Origin of the sequence: Streptomyces sp. NPDC051219, assembly GCF_040682335.1 — a bacterium.
GTDB lineage: Bacteria > Actinomycetota > Actinomycetes > Streptomycetales > Streptomycetaceae > Streptomyces.
On sequence record NZ_JBFBAS010000022.1, the window covers coordinates 92,282 to 111,182 of the forward strand.

The 18,901-nt window shown below is 70.4% G+C and carries 14 protein-coding genes; 4 read left to right on the top strand and 10 right to left on the bottom strand.

Annotation, left to right across the window (positions count from 1 at the left end; genetic code table 11):
* Window positions 1-13: 13 nt before the first annotated feature.
* Genes nuoL through nuoN form a run of 3 tightly spaced genes read left to right on the top strand, consistent with a single transcriptional unit; the run spans window position 14 to window position 5,207 of the window.
* Window positions 14-1,954, top strand: coding sequence for an NADH-quinone oxidoreductase subunit L (nuoL, locus tag AB0M62_RS23545; RefSeq protein WP_366076253.1), 1,941 nt, complete (start codon window positions 14-16; stop codon window positions 1,952-1,954).
* A gap of 5 nt (window positions 1,955-1,959) precedes the next feature.
* On the top strand, window positions 1,960-3,549 hold the full coding sequence (locus AB0M62_RS23550) for an NADH-quinone oxidoreductase subunit M (protein ID WP_366076254.1): 1,590 nt from the start codon (window positions 1,960-1,962) through the stop codon (window positions 3,547-3,549).
* The gene (nuoN, locus tag AB0M62_RS23555) at window positions 3,546-5,207 is read left to right on the top strand and encodes an NADH-quinone oxidoreductase subunit NuoN (protein ID WP_366076255.1); all 1,662 of its coding nucleotides are present in this window, start codon (window positions 3,546-3,548) and stop codon (window positions 5,205-5,207) included. Before AB0M62_RS23550 ends, nuoN begins: the two co-directional genes overlap by 4 nt.
* 69 nt (window positions 5,208-5,276) lie before the next feature.
* Here the strand turns inward: nuoN and AB0M62_RS23560 are convergent, their stop codons facing one another.
* From AB0M62_RS23560 to fahA, 9 genes are all read right to left on the bottom strand, one after another.
* Window positions 5,277-6,524, bottom strand: coding sequence for a serine hydrolase domain-containing protein (locus AB0M62_RS23560; RefSeq protein WP_366076256.1), 1,248 nt, complete (start codon window positions 6,522-6,524; stop codon window positions 5,277-5,279).
* 135 nt (window positions 6,525-6,659) lie between these two features.
* The gene (locus AB0M62_RS23565) at window positions 6,660-7,265 is read right to left on the bottom strand and encodes a Uma2 family endonuclease (RefSeq protein ID WP_366076257.1); all 606 of its coding nucleotides are present in this window, start codon (window positions 7,263-7,265) and stop codon (window positions 6,660-6,662) included.
* A gap of 86 nt (window positions 7,266-7,351) precedes the next feature.
* Window positions 7,352-10,081 (bottom strand): fumarate reductase/succinate dehydrogenase flavoprotein subunit, encoded by a 2,730-nt coding sequence (locus AB0M62_RS23570; protein WP_366076258.1) that lies wholly within the window; start codon window positions 10,079-10,081, stop codon window positions 7,352-7,354.
* Window positions 10,078-10,863 carry an ABC transporter ATP-binding protein gene (locus tag AB0M62_RS23575; protein ID WP_366076259.1) on the bottom strand — a complete coding sequence of 262 codons (786 nt, stop codon included), beginning with the start codon at window positions 10,861-10,863 and terminating at the stop codon, window positions 10,078-10,080. The genes AB0M62_RS23570 and AB0M62_RS23575 overlap by 4 nt, the downstream gene beginning before the upstream one ends.
* Window positions 10,864-10,987: 124 nt before the next feature.
* Complete coding sequence (locus AB0M62_RS23580) at window positions 10,988-11,815, bottom strand: ABC transporter permease (RefSeq protein WP_366076260.1); 828 nt, start codon at window positions 11,813-11,815, stop codon at window positions 10,988-10,990.
* Window positions 11,812-13,185: an ABC transporter substrate-binding protein gene (locus AB0M62_RS23585; RefSeq protein ID WP_366076261.1), complete on the bottom strand. Its 1,374-nt coding sequence runs from the start codon at window positions 13,183-13,185 to the stop codon at window positions 11,812-11,814. Before AB0M62_RS23585 ends, AB0M62_RS23580 begins: the two co-directional genes overlap by 4 nt.
* A 15-nt stretch (window positions 13,186-13,200) precedes the next feature.
* Complete coding sequence (locus tag AB0M62_RS23590) at window positions 13,201-13,428, bottom strand: ferredoxin family protein (protein ID WP_366076262.1); 228 nt, start codon at window positions 13,426-13,428, stop codon at window positions 13,201-13,203.
* A gap of 41 nt (window positions 13,429-13,469) precedes the next feature.
* A complete protein-coding gene (locus AB0M62_RS23595) occupies window positions 13,470-14,240 on the bottom strand; it encodes a GntR family transcriptional regulator (protein WP_366076263.1) in 771 nt (256 codons plus the stop codon).
* Window positions 14,241-14,538: 298 nt separating this feature from the next.
* Window positions 14,539-15,774, bottom strand: a complete 1,236-nt coding sequence (gene fahA / locus AB0M62_RS23600; protein WP_366076264.1) for a fumarylacetoacetase — start codon at window positions 15,772-15,774, stop codon at window positions 14,539-14,541.
* Between the two features lie 113 nt (window positions 15,775-15,887).
* On the opposite strand from fahA, the gene AB0M62_RS23605 reads away from it, so the two are divergent.
* Window positions 15,888-16,703 (top strand): HAD family hydrolase, encoded by an 816-nt coding sequence (locus tag AB0M62_RS23605; protein WP_366076265.1) that lies wholly within the window; start codon window positions 15,888-15,890, stop codon window positions 16,701-16,703.
* A gap of 12 nt (window positions 16,704-16,715) precedes the next feature.
* On the opposite strand, the gene AB0M62_RS23610 is transcribed toward AB0M62_RS23605, so the two are convergent.
* A complete protein-coding gene (locus tag AB0M62_RS23610; protein WP_366076266.1) occupies window positions 16,716-18,725 on the bottom strand; it encodes a CocE/NonD family hydrolase in 2,010 nt (669 codons plus the stop codon).
* Window positions 18,726-18,901 lie beyond the last annotated feature (176 nt).

Below are 18,901 nucleotides of genomic sequence, written 5' to 3' on the forward strand. Positions count from 1 at the left end.
GGGTCGCTGAAAAGTGGAGAACCTGATTGCGCTGCTTGTCGCAGCGCCACTGCTCGGAGCGGCGGTACTGCTGTGCGGCGGGCGACGTCTCGACCGTACGGGGCACTGGCTCGGCACCCTGCTCGCGGCCGCGTCCTTCGTGATCGGCGCGGTGCTCTTCAGCGCCATGCTGGGGTACGAAACCGAAGCCCGGACCATGCGCCAGCATCTGTTCAGCTGGATTCCGGTCGAGGGCTTCCAGGCGGACATCGCCTTCCAGCTCGACCAGCTGTCGATGACCTTCGTGCTGCTGATCACCGGTGTGGGCACGCTGATCCACATCTACTCGATCGGCTACATGGCGCACGATGAGCGCCGACGTCGCTTCTTCGGTTATCTGAACCTGTTCCTCGCGGCGATGCTGCTGCTCGTCGTCGCCGACAACTACCTGCTGCTGTACGTCGGGTGGGAGGGCGTCGGTCTGGCGTCGTACCTGCTCATCGGCTTCTGGCAGCACAAGCCCAGCGCGGCCACCGCGGCCAAGAAGGCCTTCCTGGTCAACCGGGTCGGCGACATGGGCCTGTCGATCGCGATCATGCTGATGTTCACCACCTTCGGGACCTTCGCCTTCGGGCCGGTGCTCGCGTCGACCGGTGAGACGTCCGAGGGCATGCTCACCGCGATCGGCCTCATGCTGCTGCTCGCCGCCTGCGGCAAGTCGGCTCAGGTACCGCTCCAGTCCTGGCTCGGGGACGCGATGGAGGGCCCGACTCCGGTCTCGGCCCTCATCCACGCCGCGACGATGGTGACCGCGGGCGTGTACCTGATCACCCGGTCCGGCGCGATCTTCAATGCCTCGCCCGATGCGCAGTTGGCGGTCGTGGTCGTCGGCGCGGTCACGCTCCTCTTCGGTGCGATCGTCGGTTGCGCGAAGGACGACATCAAGAAGGCCCTGGCCGGATCGACGATGTCGCAGATCGGCTACATGATCCTGGCCGCCGGTCTCGGTCCGATCGGCTATGTCTTCGCGATCATGCACCTGGTCACGCACGGCTTCTTCAAGGCCGGGCTCTTCCTCGGCGCCGGATCGGTCATGCACGGCATGAACGACGAGGTCGACATGCGGAAGTACGGCGGCCTGCGGAAGTACATGCCGGTCACGTTCGTGACGTTCGGCCTCGGCTATCTCGCGATCATCGGCTTCCCGGGCCTGTCCGGCTTCTGGTCCAAGGACAAGATCATCGAAGCTGCCTTCGCCAAGGGCGGCACCGAGGGCTGGATCCTCGGCGCCGTCACGTTGCTGGGCGCGGCCATCACCGCGTACTACATGACGCGCGTGATGATCCTGACGTTCTTCGGCGAGAAGCGCTGGCAGCCGGCCCCCGACCCGGACACGGCGCCCGGCGTCGAACCCGGCGTCGAGGTCCGCCCCGGCGAGATGCCGCACCCGCACGAGTCGCCGAAGTCGATGACCATTCCGATGATCGTGCTCGCCTTCGGTTCGGTGTTCGCCGGCGGGCTCTTCAGCCTGAACGACGCGTTCGTGAACTGGCTGAAGCCGGTCACGGACTTCGAGCACGGCCACCCGCCGATCGGCGCCGCCGCGATCACGAGCGCCACGGTCGCGGTGATGGTCATCGGTGTCGGGCTCGCCTACCTCCAGTACGGGCGCAGGCCCGTGCCGGTCACCGCCCCGCGCGGTTCGCTGCTCACCCGTGCCGCCCGGCGCGATCTGCTCCAGGACGACTTCAACCACATCGTCCTGGTCCGCGGCGGCGAGCACCTCACCCGCTCGCTGGTGTACGTCGACCACTCCCTGGTCGACGGAGTCGTCAACGGAACGGCCGCCTCGGTCGGCGGGCTCTCGGGCCGGCTGCGCAAGCTGCAGAACGGCTACGCCCGCAGTTACGCGGTCTCGATGTTCGGCGGTACGGCGATCGTCATCGCCGCGACCCTGCTGATGAGGGCGGTCTGATCGACATGTCTGTAGTAGCAAACGCAGGCTTTCCTCTGCTGACGGCGACAGCGGTGCTCCCGGCGGTCGGCGCCATCGCCACCGCCGCCGTCCCGGCCGCCAGGCGCACCACCGCCAAGTGGCTCGCGCTGCTCTTCTCCCTGGCGACACTCGTGCTGGCCGCGATCGTGCTCGTGCGGTTCGAGCCGGGCGGCGACCGCTACCAGCTCGTCGAATCGCACGCCTGGATCGCGGACTTCGGGGTGCGGTACGAGCTCGGGGTCGACGGCATCGCGGTCGCGCTGATCGCGCTGACCGCGCTGCTGATCCCCTTCGTCATCCTGGCGGGCTGGCACGACGCCGACCCGCTCGAGACCAAGTCGTCGCGGTGGCGGCCGACTCAGGGCTTCTTCGCCCTGATCCTGCTGGTCGAGGCGATGGTGATCATCTCCTTCGAGGCCACCGACGTCTTCCTCTTCTACATCTTCTTCGAAGCCATGCTCATCCCGATGTACTTCCTCATCGGCGGCTTCGGGGACCGGGCCCACGCGGGCGACGACGACGCGGCGGCGACCCAGCGTTCGTACGCCGCCGTCAAGTTCCTCCTGTACAACCTGGCCGGCGGACTCATCATGCTCGCCGCCGTCATCGGGCTGTACGTCGTCGCCGGGAACTTCTCCCTCCAGGAGATCGCCGCGGCGAGGGCGAGCGGTGAGCTCGACATGGCCACCAACACCGAGCGGCTGCTCTTCCTCGGCTTCTTCTTCGCCTTCGCGGTGAAGGCGCCGCTGTGGCCGCTGCATACCTGGCTGCCCAATGCCATGGGCGAGGCCACCGCCCCTGTCGCCGTACTGATCACCGCCGTGGTCGACAAGGTCGGCACCTTCGCGATGCTCCGCTTCTGTCTCCAGCTCTTCCCGGAGGCGAGCAAGTGGGCGACACCGGTGATCCTGGTCCTCGCGCTGATCAGCATCATCTACGGGGCCCTGCTCGCGGTCGGCCAGCGGGACATCAAGCGGCTGGTGGCCTACGCCTCGATCTCGCACTTCGGCTTCATCATCCTGGGCATCTTCGCGATGACGTCCCAGGGCCAGTCCGGCGCGACGCTCTACATGGTCAACCACGGGATCTCGACCGCCGCGCTGATGCTGGTGGCCGGCTTCCTGATCTCGCGCCGCGGCTCGCGGCTCATCGCCGACTACGGCGGCGTCCAGAAGGTGGCGCCGGTCCTCGCCGGCACCTTCCTGATCGGCGGACTCGCGACGCTGTCGCTGCCGGGTCTGGCGCCGTTCGTCAGTGAATTCCTGGTGCTGGTCGGCACGTTCGCCCGCTATCCGGTGATCGGGATCATTGCCACCCTCGGCATCGTCCTGGCGGCGCTCTATGTGCTCGTGCTGTACCAGCGGACGATGACCGGCCCGCTGAAGCCAGGGCTGGAGAAACTGCCCGACCTCCGGGTCCGTGAGCTGGTGGTGATCACTCCGCTGATCGCGCTGCTGATCTTCCTGGGCGTCTACCCGAAGCCGCTGACGGAGATCGTGAACCCAGCGGTGGAGCACACCATGTCCGATGTCCAGAAGAAGGACCCCCAGCCCGAGGTGGAGGCGGCCAAGTGAGCGCATCAGCTGTCCACAGCCTGTGGACGACGGCAACGGCCGCCGCCGTCGACCCGGCCGAGAAGATCCCGGCCCCGCACATCGAGTACGCGCAGCTGGCCCCGACGCTGATCGTCATCGGTGCCGCGGTCCTCGGTGTACTGGTCGAGGCCTTCGTACCGCGCAAAGCCCGGTACTACGTCCAGGTGTTCCTGTCGGTCGTCGCCCTCGCCGCCGCCTTCGCGGCGGTCGTCGGGCTCGCGGCCGGTGGATACGGCACGACGAAGGCGCACATCGCCGCGATGGGCGCGATCGCCGTCGACGGCCCCGCCCTCTTCCTCCAGGGCACCATCCTGCTGGCCTCGATTGTCGCGGTGTTCACCTTCGCGGAGCGCCGGCTCGACCCCGTCGCCCACGGCAACCGCGTCGACTCCTTCGCCGCGCAGGCCGCGTCCGTACCCGGCAGCGAGAGCGAAAAGGCCGCGGTCAAGGCCGGTTTCACCACCACCGAGGTGTTCCCGCTCGCCCTCTTCGCCATCGGCGGGATGCTGGTCTTCCCCGCGGCGAACGACCTGCTGACCCTGTTCATCGCGCTGGAGGTCTTCTCCCTCCCGCTCTACCTCCTGTGCGCCGTCGCCCGCCGCCAGCGGCTGATGTCGCAGGAGGCCGCGGTGAAGTACTTCCTCCTCGGCGCCTTCTCCTCCGCGTTCCTGCTCTTCGGGATCGCGCTGCTGTACGGCTATGCGGGCTCCGTCTCGTACGCCCGTGTCGCCGATGTGGTCGACGGCAACCTGACCCAGATCGACCCGGCGCTCGCCGGCACCATGGGCAACGACGCGCTGCTGCTCATCGGCGGCGCGATGATCCTGACCGGCCTGCTCTTCAAGGTCGGCGCAGTCCCGTTCCACATGTGGACGCCGGACGTCTACCAGGGCGCCCCGACGCCGGTCACCGGCTTCATGGCGGCCGCCACCAAGGTCGCGGCCTTCGGGGCGCTCCTCCGCCTGCTGTACGTGGTGCTGCCCGGCCTGCGCTGGGACTGGCGGCCCGTGATGTGGGGCGTCGCGATCGTCACGATGCTCGCGGGAGCGGTCATCGCGGTCACCCAGACCGATGTGAAGCGGCTGCTGGCGTACTCGTCCATCGCCCACGCCGGATTCATCCTGGCCGGTGTCATCGCCACGACGCCGGACGGCATTTCGTCGGTCCTCTTCTACCTGGCCGCGTACTCGTTCGTGACGATCGGCGCGTTCGCCGTGGTCACGCTGGTGCGGGACGCGGGAGGCGAAGCGACGCACCTGTCCAAGTGGGCGGGCCTCGGCCGCCGTTCGCCGCTCGTCGCGGCGGTCTTCGCGGTGTTCCTGCTGGCCTTCGCGGGTATCCCGCTCACGTCCGGTTTCTCCGGCAAGTTCGCCGTGTTCAAGGCCGCGGCGGAGGGCGGCGCGGGAGCCCTGGTCGTTGTCGGTGTGATCTCGTCCGCGATCGCCGCGTTCTTCTACATCCGGGTGATCGTGCTGATGTTCTTCAGCGAGCCGAAGGCGGACGGCCCGACGGTCGCCGTGCCGTCGCCGCTGACGATGTCGGCGATCGGGGTGGGCGTGGCGGTCACGGTGGTCCTGGGCGTTGCTCCGCAGTACTTCCTGGATCTGGCGAGCCAGGCGGGAGTGTTCGTGCGGTAGCCGTTCCCGCCGCCGGCGACTGGGCCCGGATCCCTGGACGGGGAGCCGGGCCCAGGCCGTTTCCCGCCGTCACCGGGAGGTCGGTTGGGGCGTCGGCCGGGACGCCTGGACGGGCAGGTTGAACACGTGGTCGGGGGTCACGATGCGGGTGATCGCCTGGCCGAAGAGGGTGCTGGGCTCCGCCTGGTCGTGCGTGATGTCCGTGTTGAGGAGTACGACCATCGTCGCCCGCGCTTCGGGGAGATAGACGGTCAGGGCCTCGTAGCCGGGCAGTGAGCCGTTGTGGCCGATCCAGCCCTGGACGTTGAAGATGCCCAGACCGTAGCCGGCGCCCGGAATCGTCGTCGGGCCGGTCTTGAGGCGCTGGGCCTGCGTCTCGGCGGTCAACAGGGTGCCGGTGGCGAGAGTACGGGCCCAACTGCGCAAGTCCGGCAGGTCGGAGATCACTGCCCCCGCTGCCCAGGCCCAGGAGGGGTTCCAGTCCGTGGTGTCCTCGACCTTGCCGGACGCGGTCTGGTTGGTATAGCCGTGGGCGTGCGGGCTGGGGAACTCGGTACCGGTCGGGAAGACGGTGTGGCGCAGCCCGGCCGGCTTCACGACCTTCTGCTCGATGAACTCTTTCAGCGGCATACCGCCGGCCTTCTCCACGACCAGCCCCAGCAGGATCAGGTTGGTGTTGCAGTACTCGAACTGCTCGCCGGGCTGGAACTGCACAGGGTGTTTGAAGGAGAAGTCCAGCAACTCCTCTGGTGTGAAGGGGCGTTGTGGGTTGGAGGTCAGCGCCTTGAAGAAGCCTTCGTCCTCGGTGTAGTTGAAGAGCCCGCTGCGCATGCCCGCCAGGTCGCGCAAGGTGATCCGGTCTCCGTTGGGGACTCCGTCGACGTGCTTCGCGATCGGATCGTCCAGGCCCACCTTGCCCTGGTCGACCAGTTCGAGCAGGGCGGTCACGGTGAAGGTCTTGGTGACGCTGCCGATCCGCATGTACAGGTCCGGTTCCATGGGCGCGCCGGTGGCCTTGTCGGCGACGCCGAAGGCACGGACGTAGTTGCCCTTGCCGGGAGCCGACAGCCCGACGATCACACCGGGTACCCCTGCCTCGCGCATGATTTGTCGGACGGCGGTGTCCAGACGCGCGGCCACGGCCGGGGTGAGCTCGGGGAATTCGGTGTCGGTGGTGCCAGTGGAGGACGATGCGGAGAAGGACGGTTCCAGGGCGGGTGCGCCGTACGCGCTGCCGGTGGAAGCCGGTACGCCCAGCATCGCGGCCGCGGCAAGCCCTACGCATGCCCTGCGCCAACGCATCTGCGAGTACCTCATGGCAGGCCTCCTGCCGGACGAGGACGTCCACACGAGGACGTCCACTTGAGGACGTCCGGACGAGGACATCACTCCTCTACCACGCTAGGCCCGCCGGGGCGCCCTCGCATGGCGGCGGCCCAGTGGCCCGTTCGGCTACTGCTCGGACGCCCGCCGGCGGGGCGCGATGGCAGTCAGGTCGAGGTCGACCGGGAACGGCTCGGAGACCTTCATCCGGTCGTGGAAGATGCCCGTGCTGGTGTAAGCGCCGGTGGCCGGCTCCAGCTCGAAGACATAGACCACGGCACGGCCGTCGTTGTTCTCCACCCGCCAGTAGTGGGGGATCTTCGCTCGCGCGTACTTCACCGGCTTGGTCTCGCGGTCCCGGGTAACCGATTCAGGAGATACGACCTCGATTGCCAGCAGTACGGACTCGGCGGGAAACCGGGTCTGTTCCGGGTCCTGGACAACATCCCCGTGGACGACGACCACATCGGGCTCGGGCCGGTTCTGCCAGTCGATGTCAATGGTGAACTCGCGCACGACTTCCAGTTTCGCCGAGGCTACGGACTGCAGCTGCCACTCGAAGAAGCTCACCGCCCGTGAATGGAAGAGAGTCTGAGGACTCACGAAGACGAGGCTCCCGTCGATCAGCTCCGTGTGCGGAGGCAGGTTCGGAAGCCGGTCCAGGTCGTCGGCCGTCCAGCCGCCGATGGGCGGAGTCGGCCACGTGGGCTCGGGGGCCTCGGGTTCGACGCGCATCAGTGCTCCCATAGGACGGAGTCTCGCGGGTCTGTCCAGCGTATCCGGGGGGAACAGGATCAGGCTCCCGCGCAGGTGTGCACGGATCACGCGTTGTCGACGCGTGCCGCGTACGCGCGGACATCCGCGTCCGGGTCCTTCACGGCTCTGGCCAGGGCCGTGCGGGCGTCGTCGTGGGCCGGGTGGCGGAGCAGGGCCAGTACCGCCGCCTTCCGGACGTCCGCGTTCGGGTCGGCCAGCGCCTTCGCAAGGGCCGGGACGGCGTCCTGCGGGTCCGCCGCCGACAGGGCCGTCGCAGCGCCCGCGCGGACCTGCCAGGCCGGGTCGGTCAGGGCCGCGAGCGCCGCCGTCGCGAGGGAGGCCGGGCAGCCTGTGGTGGCAAGGGCAGCGAAGGCCGCCGCCCGGACCAGCGGGTCGCGGTCACTGGTCAGGGGGGCCAGCCGGTGGGGTTCCGCGGCGGTGGCGCCGAGGCCCTTGGCCACCGTCACCCGGACCTCGCGGGATCCGTCGGCGGCGGCGCGGGAGAGGGCTTCGACCGCGTCCACCGAGACCAGGGCCCGGACCGCCTCGATCCGTACCCCGATGTCCGGGTCGGCCAGCGCGGTGGCGAAGAGTTCGGCGTTGCCGAGGCGCAGGGCGCGCAGTACGTCGAGAGCCGCCGCGCGGACCCGGTGGTCGTCGGCCGACAGTGCTGCGACCAGCGGTCCGTGCAAATCGGCGTCCGCGGGCAGGACTTCGACCAGCTCGCGCAGCGAGGCCGCGGCGGCCTCCCGCACGGTGGCCGCCGGGTCGGCGAGAACGGCGGCGAGCGCGGGGCCGGCGCCGGGTGGGGCGGTCTCCGTCACGGTGGCGACGGCGGCCAGCCGGACTGCCGGATCGTCGTCGGAGAGGTAGGGGCCCAGATCGGCGAGGGCCGGCTCCTCCTCCGCGAGGGCGAGGAGTTCCAGGATGCGGGGTGAGGGAGCCGATGCGGAGGCCGCCTGCGCGCGGGCGGGGGCGGTGATGTGGGAGCCGGTGGGGGCGAGATCGCGCGAACCCGCCGTGGCGACCTGCTCCGGGTCCACCACGCCCAGGTAGCGGGAGGCGCCGCCCACGGGGGCGTACTCGTCGACGGGGACCAGGTACGGGGCGACGGGACGGGCGGTGAACTCCATCGTCCCGCTGGGGGACTTGCGCAGATCCAGGTGGTGCAGCCAGCCCTCGTCGTCGCGCTGCGGATGGTCCGTACGCTCGTGGTAGAGGCCCCACCGGGACTCCGTACGGGCGAGGGAGGAGCGCGCCGCCATCTCCGCGCAGTCCCGGATGAAGCTCACTTCGGCGCAGCGCATCAGCTCGTGCGGGGTGGTCGCACCCATCTGCGCGATCTCGCCGCGCATCCGCTCGAAGTGCTCCACGGCGAGTGAGAGCCGGGCGCCGCTCTTGGGCGGCGCCACATAGTCGTTCACGAAGCGGCGGAGTTTGTACTCGACCTGCGGCTGCGGCGGGCCGTCCGGATTCCTCAGCGGGCGGTAGATCAGGTCGTGGGCCTCGGTGAGCTGACCGTGCGGGAGTTCCCCTTCGTACATCCGGTACCGGGCCGCGTCCTCGCCCGCCAGATCGCCGAAGACGAACGCCCCGATCATGTAGTTGTGCGGGACGCACGCGAGGTCCCCGGCCGCGTACAGGCCGGGCACGGTGGTGCGGGCGTGCGCGTCGACCCGAACCCCCGAGGCGGAGTGGCCACCGCACAGGCCGATCTCCGAGATGTGCATCTCGATGTCGTGGGTGCGGTAGTCGTGGCCCCGGTTGGCGTGGAACGTGCCACGGGTGGGGCGTTCGGTCGTGTGCAGGATCGATTCGAGGGCGGCGACGGACTCCTCGGGGAGGTGGCTGAGCTTGAGGTACACCGGGCCGCGGTCGGAGGCGAGTTCGTCGGCGAACTCCGCCATCATCTGGCCCGACCAGTAGTCGGAGTCGACGAAGCGCTCGCCGTGCCGGTTGACCTGGTAGCCGCCGAAGGGGTTGGCGACATAGGCGCACGCCGGGCCGTTGTAGTCCTTGATCAGCGGGTTGATCTGGAAGCACTCGATGCCGGTCAGTTCGGCGCCGGCGTGATAGGCCATGGCGTAGCCGTCACCGGCGTTGGTCGGGTTCTCGTACGTGCCGTAGAGGTAGCCGCTCGCGGGCAGGCCGAGCCGCCCGCAGGCCCCGGTGGCGAGGATGACCGCGCCCGCGCGGACCGTGACGAACTGCCCGGTGCGGGTGTTGAAGCCGGCCGCGCCGACGGCCCTGCCCCCGGCCGTGAGGACCCGTACCGGCATGACCCGGTTCTCGATCCGGATGCGCTCGCGCATCTCGCGCCGCCGCAGCTGCCGGTAGAGGACCTTCTTGACGTCCTTGCCCTCGGGCATGGGCAGGACGTAGGAGCCGGAGCGGTGCACCTGGCGGACCGCGTACTCGCCGTGCTCGTCCTTCTCGAACTTCACGCCGTACGACTCCAGCCGCCGCACCATGGCGAAGCCGCGGGTCGCGGTCTGCCGGACGGTGGACTGGTCGACGATGCCGTCGTTGGCGCGGGTGATCTCGGCGACGTAGTCGTCCGGCTCCGCACGGCCGGGGATGACGGCGTTGTTGACGCCGTCCATGCCCATGGCCAGCGCCCCGGAGTGGCGGACGTGCGCCTTTTCCAGGAGCAGGACGTTCGCGCCCTGTTCGGCGGCGGTCAGCGCCGCCATCGTCCCGGCCGTGCCGCCGCCGATGACGAGGACGTCGCAGGAGAGCTCCTCGGCGTCGGCGAGAGCGGGAATCTGCACGGTCTGCACGGTCGGGCCTTTCATTCGCTTCCGGTACTTCCGAGGGAGTCGAGGACCTCGCGCCGCAGTGCGACGGTCGCGGGGTCGCTGTGCGCGGCCCGCTCGCGCGGACGCGGTACAGCCAGCACGCGGCCGGTGCCGAGCAGTGCCACGCGGTCGCCGAGGAAGAGCGCCTCGTCCACGTCATGGGTGACGAAGACGACCGTGGCGCCCGTGCCCTGGAGCACCTCGACCAGCAGCTGCTGCATTCCGGACCGGGTCTGGGCGTCCAGGGCTCCGAACGGCTCGTCCATGAGCACGGCACGCGGCTCGGCGGCGAGTGCGCGGGCGAGCTGGACGCGCTGCCGCTGTCCGCCGGACAGCCGGTGCGGCAGCTTCGGCCCGTGGCCGGCCAGGCCGACCCGCTCGAGCCAGGCATCGGCCCGGCGGCGGCGTTCCTGTCGCGGGGCTCCCCTGATGGCGAGCGGGAGTTCGACATTGGCCCGTACGGTCCGCCAGGGCAGCAGAGCGTCGTCCTGGAAGACGAGCGCCCGCTCGGCGCGGGGCTCCGTGATCGGTTCACCGTCCTGGGTGACCTGCCCGGCGAGCGGTGGCAGGAGCCCGGCGAGGGTGCGCAGCAGCGTGGACTTTCCGCAGCCGGAGGGGCCGACGACGGCGAGGATCTCGCCGGGTACGACGTCGAGGTCGACCCCGTCGAGGACGGCGGCCCCGGCCCGACCGAGGGAGACCCCGCGCAGGGTGAGGCGAGTGCCGCCGGCGCGTGGTGCCCCGGTGGGGCGGGAGAGCGTCTTCGGCGAAGCGGTCATGGCGAAGTCCTTTCGCGAGGGGGACGCTGGGCGGCCGGCACGACGGTGGGTCGGCTACCGGGGTGCGGGCTGGGAGGCGGGCGCTCGCGGTCGCCGGGGCGGCGGACCGCCCGCCCCGGCGGTGTCATGCCCCCACCCGTTCCCGGGTCGGCACCGCGGCGGCACGCCGGGACCCGGCCTGGGGCTGGGACTCCGTGCACGGCAGCCACCGCGTCACGCGGCGGCCGAGCAGTTCCACGGCGGTGGACGTGAGCCAGCCGAGGACGCCGATCGTCACCATGCCGACGAACACGCCGGGGTAGTCGACGACGGTGTAGTCCTGCCAGGTGCGGTAGCCCACACCGTACTCGCCGGAGATCATCTCGGCGGAGATCACACAGATCCACGAGACGCCGATGCCGACCGAGAGCCCGCCGAGGATGCCCGGCAGCGCGCCCGGCAGCACCACAGAGCCGAGCACCCGCCACCGGCCGCCGCCCATGGTGAGCACCGCCTCCTCCCAGACCGGGGTCAGGGCGCGCACCGCATGGCGCGTGGAGACCAGGACCGGGAAGAAGGCGGCGGTGAAGGTGATGAAGACGATGCCCTGCTCATTGCTGGGGAAGAGCAGGATCGCCACCGGCACCAGGGCGATCGCCGGGATGGGGCGCAGGACTTCGAGTACCGGCCCGAGCAGGTCGGCGGCGAGCCGGGAGCGTGCGATCGCGGTGCCGACGGCGATGCCGAGGACCGCGGCCAGCGCGAACCCGGTGACGATCCGGGTCAGGCTGTCGGTGAGGTCCTGCCAGTACGCGCCGCTGCCGATCCGTTCGCCGAACTCCCGGGCGACGTCCGTGACCGTCGGAAACTGCTCGAACCGCAGCCAGAGGTTGATGTCGAACGCGGTGAGAAGCTGCCAGACGCCCAGCGCGGCGGCCAGCGAAAGTGTTCGGAGTGCGGCCGAGCCGGTCATGACGCCTGTTCCAGGGCCTGGGCGTAGGGCAGGACACGGGCGCCCGGGTGGCCGGCGATGTACGAACGGGCAGCCGACTCGGTGACGAAGGGCAGCAGGTCCTTGCCGCCGGTGCCGTCAGTGGTGACCCAGACCGCCTTGTCGGCGAACCAGAGGGTTCCGGTGGTGGCGTCCGGGACGTACGCGGCGCGGACGCCGTCCCGGTTCCTGGCCACGTGACTCAGCAGTTCGGCCGGGGTGGCGAAGCTCTGGGTGACTGTCCGGCCCTTCAGCCACACCTCGCTCCGCGCGGCGGCGGGGACGGCGGCGAGTGCCTTCCGGTAGCCGCTGCCGAGGGCTCGCTTGACGTACCGGTCGTCGACGAAGCCGTCCACGTCCACGTCGCCGACGAGCTTCGCCGAGCGCAGCACCGGCACGTCCTTCTTCAGGGCCGCCACCAACTGGGGCTTGAGGGTGGGGTCGAAGGTGGCGATACCGTTCGCGCCGTTGTAGAGGTAGACGACCTCGGCGGGCAGACCGGTGGACCGGGCGACCGACTCCGCCGCCGCGACCGGGTTCTTGCGCAGGTACGCGGTGGCCTCGCCCTGCGCGCGCAGGAAGTCCTCCAGCACTGCGGACCGCCGGTCCGCGAACTCCTCGCGGGCGGTGACCCCGTGGAATGTCGGGAGGTTCAGTTCGGCGCCGTCGTACAGCGCCTTCGCGCGCCCCTGGAACGCGAGCAGTCCCGGCCAGGCGACGAACTGCGAGAGCGCGTCGGCGCTGCCCGCCTGAAGGGCGGAAGCTCCGACCGCGGGCTGCTGGTTGAGTTTGCGGATGTCCTTCTCGGGGTCGATGTCCGCCCGCTGGAGTGCCCGTACGAGCGTGCCGTCGGCGGCGGACCCGACGCTGGTGGAGACCTTCCTTCCGCGCAGGTCCGTCAGTGAGGTGAGCTTCGAGTCCGGCGCGGTGACCACGGTGTTGAGTCCGCCGCGAAGGTTGTAGCCGGTCACCGAGACCAGCTTGGTCGGCCGGTTCAGCTGCGTGCCGCGGGCGGCGTTGATCAGCAGGGGGAAGTCGCCCATCGAGCCGATGTCGATCTTCCCGGCGGTCATCTGGGCGGTGATGGGCGCGCCGGTGGCGTAGTCCTGCCACTTCACGTTGTATGTGACGCCGTCCCGCCTGCCGCGCTCGCGCAGTTCCCGTTCGAAGTAGCCGAGCGAGCGCAGCAGCGTGCCCGCCGTGACGGTGTTGATCGTCTTGGACTGGTAGCCGACGGTGACCGTGACGGTGCTGCCGTCCCCCTCGGCGCTCGCGTCACCGCCGCAGCCGGTCCCGAGCGGTACGAGCAGGGCGGCGCCGAGGGCGGCCGCGGTAAGTGCTTTGCGTGTCATGGGAGTTCGGACCTCTCACCGGAGCAGGTAGGGCATGTTGACGTTGACCGCGCCGGTGGGACAGCGGGCGGCGCACGGGCCGCAGTACCAGCACTCGTCCACGTGCATGTAGGCCTTGCCGCTGTCCGGGTTGATCGCGAGGGAGTCGAGCGGGCACATGTCGACGCAGAGCGTGCAGCCGTCGATGCACTTCGACTCGTCGATGGTCACGGGCACGTCGGCACGCTGGGGGGCCAGAGGCATGGCTGTCTCCCGGAAGGGTCCGTAAGGGGTGGCGGGTGGGGTCAGCGGGACCGGTGGAGCAGCCCGCTCATCGTGATGCGGTCGCCGCGGAACCGGATGAACTCCAGGTCGACGGGACGGCCGTCGGAAAGACGGGTGAGCCGTTCGAGCATCAGCACGGCCGCGCCGCGGGGCGCCTGGAGCACAGCAGCCGAGTGCGCGTCGGCGTTGACGGCCTCGAGGGTGATCTCGGCGGTGCCCAGCGGCTGCCCGGTGAGGGACTCCAGCAGCCGGAAGACATCGGTGTTCTCCAGGTCGCAGCCCAGGAGTCCGGCGCCGATGTCCATCGGGATGTAGGTGAGGTCGAGGGAGAGCGGCAGGCCGTTCAGCCGTCGCAGCCGCTCGATGTAGAGCACGTCGGTGTGCTCGGGGATGTGCAGACGGCCGGCCACCGGAGCCGGCGCGGCGACGGGTCCGACCGTACGTACCTCGTTGCTGACCTGCCCGTGCTCGTGCAGCGTCTCGGCGAGACCCTGCAACCGGTCCAGGCCGTGCGGGTACTTCTCGCAGACAACGACGGTGCCGACGCCGGGCAGCCGGTCGATCAGCTGCTCCGCACGCAGCAGGTCCAGGGCCTGGCGGACGGTGTTGCGCGACACCCGGTAGTCGGTACCGATGGCGTCCTCGAGCGGCAGTACGCCGCTGGGGAAGCCGCGCGCCAGAATCTGGTGACGCAGCAGGTCGGCGAGTTGCCGCGCCTGATCCGCGCGCAGCCGCCGGCGGCGCGCTGCGGCGACCGGGACGGTGTGCTCACGGATACGTTCGGCAGGCATGTCGTGGACCATACCGACGCTTCCCCCGCGGTGGTGTTGCCAGAGTGTTGCGCCACCTCCACCCGGCACGCGCACCTCGCTGACCTGCTCGTTCACGCGCAGAGATGGAAGATCTGCCACTCGGTCTCAGGACGGGCCGTGCTCCGCGGACCGGCCCGTCGCCGCGTCGACGCAGCCGGCCGGGAGCAGCACCGGGACGAGCGGCAGCACCGCGGCGAGCAGGCCGTCCCGGCGCCCACGGGTCATGACGGCCGGCTCATGACGGCCGGCTCATGACGGCCGGCTCATGACGGCCGGCTTATGACCGCCTTCCGGCCACGATTCGCCCCGTCACCTCGCCCAGACCGACCTTCGTGCCGTCCGGGCCCGGGGCCCAGGCCGTCATGGTGACCTCGTCGCCGTCCTCGAGGAACGTCCGCTTGCCGTCCGGCAGGTCCAGCGCGTCGCGGCCGTTCCAGGTCAGCTCCAGCAGGGAGCCGCGCTGCTCGGTCTCCGGGCCGCTGACCGTTCCGGAGCCGTACAGGTCTCCCGTGCGCAGGGACGCGCCGTTCACCGTCATATGGGTCAGCTGCTGGGCCGCGGTCCAGTACATGGACGAGAAGGGCGGGTTCGCGACGACGTGCCCGTTGATCGTGACCTCGATGTTCAGGTCGAAGCCGCCGGGCTCCCCCTCGGCCGAGTCGTCGAGGTACGGGAGGAGAGGGAAGTCGCGGGCCGGCGGCGCCACCCGCGCCGCGTCCAGGGCCTCGAGCGGGGTGACCCAGGCGGAGACGGAGGTCGCGAAGGACTTGCCGAGGAACGGGCCGAGCGGCACGTACTCCCAGGCCTGGATGTCCCGCGCCGACCAGTCGTTGAGCAGCGACAGTCCGAAGACGTGCTCGCGGAAGTCCCCCAGAGCCACCGGGGTACCCAGCTCGGAGGGGGCACCCACGAGGAAGCCGACCTCGGCCTCGATGTCGAGCTTGACCGACGGGCCGAAGACGGGGGCCGGGTCGGCGGGAGCCTTGCGCTGGCCCGACGGGCGTACCACGTCCGTTCCCGAGACGACGACCGTGCCCGCCCGTCCGTGATAACCGATCGGCAGGTGCTTCCAGTTGGGCGTCAGGGCGTCCCCGTCGGGGCGGAACATGCGGCCGACGTTGGTCGCGTGGTGTTCGCTCGCGTAGAAGTCCACATAGTCCGCGACCTCGTACGGCAGGTGCAGCGTCACTTCGGTGAGCGGGTAGAGCAGCGGCTCGATCACCGGCCGGTGCGCGGGCACGGTGACCCACGCGGTCAGTGCGCGGCGGACGTCCCGCCAGGCCGTGCGCCCGGCAGCGAGCAGCGGGTTGAGCGTCGGCTGTGCCAGCAGCGCGCCGTACGGTGAGCCCAGCGCGGCGGCCGCCGCCCCGGCGTCCAGCACATGGCTGCCGATGCGGACGCCGACCCGGGGCCGGTCGTCCGGGGTGTCCCTGAGGGAGAAGACGCCGTACGGGAGGTTGTGCGGACCGAAGGGATCGCCCTCGGCGATGTCGAGCGGGCTCTGCTCGGGCATGGGGTGCTGCCTCGCCTTTCCACGGGTGCCGGAGGTGGTGTCCCCCGGTCGAGCGGTGTTGGACGACACGTTACGTCGGCGCCGCCCGGGGCGGGAGTGACATCCTTGTCGCCGTGACCCGCGCTCTTCCGTACTCCCTCATCGCCACCGACCTGGACGGCACCCTGCTGGGCGGCGGATCCGCCGGGGAATCGATCTCGGCCCGCTCACGCGCCGCGCTCGCCGCCGCACGCGAGGCCGGCGCCGAACACATCGTGGTCACCGGCCGCCCGGTCCCCCAAGTGCGGTACCTGCTCGACGGGCTCGGCTACCGCGGGCTGGCCGTGTGCGGGCAGGGCGCGCAGGTGTACGACGCGGCGGCCGACCGGCTGGTCTCCTCCGTACCGATGGACCGGGAGCTGGCGGACCTGGCGCTGGCGAAGATCGAGGCGGAGATCGGCGAGGTGTACGCGGCGGTGAACCGCGAGGGCGTCGACGCCGAGATGCTGATAGGGCCGGGCTACCTGATGTGGCACAGCCATCTGCCGACCGTACGGGTCGCGAGCCGGGACGAGCTCTGGTCCGCCCCCATCAACAAGGTGCTGATGCAGCACGCGGAGCTTGACGACGACGAACTGACGCGGGCGGCCCGGGCGGTCGTCGGAGATCTGGTGAACGTCACCATGGCGGGCAAGCACACGGTGGAGCTGCAGCCGCTGGGCATCGACAAGTCGAGCGGGCTGGCTCTGGCGGCAGGGCAGTTGGGCTTCTCCGGCCGCCACACCATCGCTTTCGGGGACATGCCGAACGACATCCCGATGTTCCGGTGGGCGGCTCACGGGGTGGCGATGGCCAACGCGCACGAGGAACTCAGGGCGGTGGCGGACGAGATCACCCTGTCGAACGAGGACGACGGCGTGGCGGTGGTCCTGGAACGGCTGTTCCCCTGAGCACCGGCCGGATCACCCCGCCGTGCGGGGGATGCGCTTCTCCCAGGTCCGGTGGAACACGACCTCCTCGCCGTCCCGGCAGGCCACCTCGTTGGAGGTGATGAAGTCGGCGGCGTCGCAGCTGATTTCCGAGCGGGTCTCGATCCGGGTGTCCCAGCCGAGTTCCGGGCGGTGCAGGCGGATCTTCCAGTCCGAGCGGGTGCGCGCCGAGAGCGGCGCGCGCTCCTTGATCGTGTAGGTCTCCAGCGCTTCCTCGGTGAACTCGAGTCCGTCCGGGTAGACCCGCTTCCCGCCGCAGCGCGGGTCGACCTCGAGGCGCCACTCCCCGCTCGCGACATCCCGTACCACCAGCCGCTCGGGACGCTGCTCGTCCAGGGTCGCCGGGCTGTACGCCATGGCGGCCACGCCCAGCGGTTCGGCGTGTTCCGGTTCCTCGAACGTGATCGCGTCGGCCGTCGGCGCACGCACCGGCAGTTCCAGGACGCTCGCCGCCGGGTCCAGGACCCAGCCGCCGGTGTCCGGCTGCGGCCAGAGCCAGGGCCAGTACGCGGAGGAGAGCGCCAGGCGGATGCGGTGGCCCGGCGGGAAGGCGTGGCCGATGGCGTTCAGCTCGAAGGCGACGTTCTCGGTCGCGCCCGGCGGCCAGGACGCCGCCCGGTCGCGGCCCTGGCGGGCGGATAGGTTCAGCGCGCCGCGCGTGACCAGGGTGGAGGAGCCGTCCGGCGCGATGTCGCAGAGCCGGGCGATCACCTGGCCGGACGGGACGTCGCAGCGCAGCCGCAGCCGGACCCGTGGGCGGCCCAGGATCTCGATGCGGGAGTCCGGCGGCACCGGGAACTCGAAACAGGCCGACCGGGCGTCCTCCTCGCGCTGGTCGGGCGGCATGTCCGCGTCGCTGCCGAAGGAGAGGAACCGGCCGGCGTCGAGGCCGGTGTACTGCGGGGAGTCCACCGGCATGGGGGCGCCCTGGAGGGCGTACGGGACCGTGGTCACGTGCGGGGACGGCCAGGCTTCGTCACCCACCCAGCGGCCCGGCAGCTCGGGGTAGCTGGTGGCGGGTGGATGGGACTCGCTGATCCAGGAGCGGAGGAGGGGTTCGGACATGATCCCTGTGTCCTTTCCCCTGAGGTGCTGGTCCCACCAGCGCAGGGTCTCCTGGAGGAAGCCGATGGCCGGCCCCGGCGGCAGCCCGCGGTCCGGGTACTGGTGCGACCACGGACCGATCACTCCCCGCACCCGGTCGTCCGGAAGATGCTGGACCAGGCGCAGCACGCTGTCGCGGTACGGGTCGTGCCAGCCGCCCACGGCCAGTACCGCCGCCTTGATCGCGGAGTAGTCCTCGCTGACGCTGCCGTGCCGCCAGTAGTCGTCCCGGGTCTGATGGGCCAGCCAGGTGTGGATGAAGGGCTCGACCTGCTCGAGTCGGTTCAGCCACATGTCCCGCCACGCGTCGCCGACGTGCTCGGGGTCGGGCGGCCGGGAGACGAACGCGAGCATGGTGGCCGCCCAGGCGTGCATGTCCACCGCGAGGACCGAGCCCCCCATGTAGTGGACGTCGTTGTCGTACCGGTCGTCGGTCGAGCAGACGGTCACGATCGCCTTCAGCGGCTCCGGCGCGAGGGCCGCGATCTGGAGGCTGTTGAAGCCGCCCCACGAGATGCCGAACATGCCGACGTGGCCGTCGCACCACGGCCGGGCGGCCAGCCAGTCGACCACCTCGACGCCGTCGGCGAGCTCGACCGCCGAATACTCGTCGCCCGGGACGCCCTCGCTGTTGCCGTGGCCGCGCACGTCGACACGGACTGAGGCGTAGCCGTGACCGGCGTACCAGGGATGCCGCTGCCAGTCGCGCGCCGCGGTCCAGTCCCCGAGGCGGTACGGCAGATACTCCAGCAGCGCCGGTACGGGCTCGTCGACGGCCGGACGCCAGACCCGGGCGTACAGCTTGGTCCCGTCGGAGAGTGGGATCCGGACGTCCTCGCGGGTCGTCTCGTACGGGAAGTCGGTGCGGATCCTGGGCATGGGGTCACCTCGGTGGACGGTACGCCTGCGCCGGTCTCGGTTCGGGACAAAGGCCCTACCCCTGATCGTATGAGCTGATCAAGAACATACCGGGGCTGATCGCGCTGCGCTCGTGAGGTGACGGGCAGGCGCTCACGGTGATCGAAAGTGGACCGGATACGCTGACTTGAGTGATG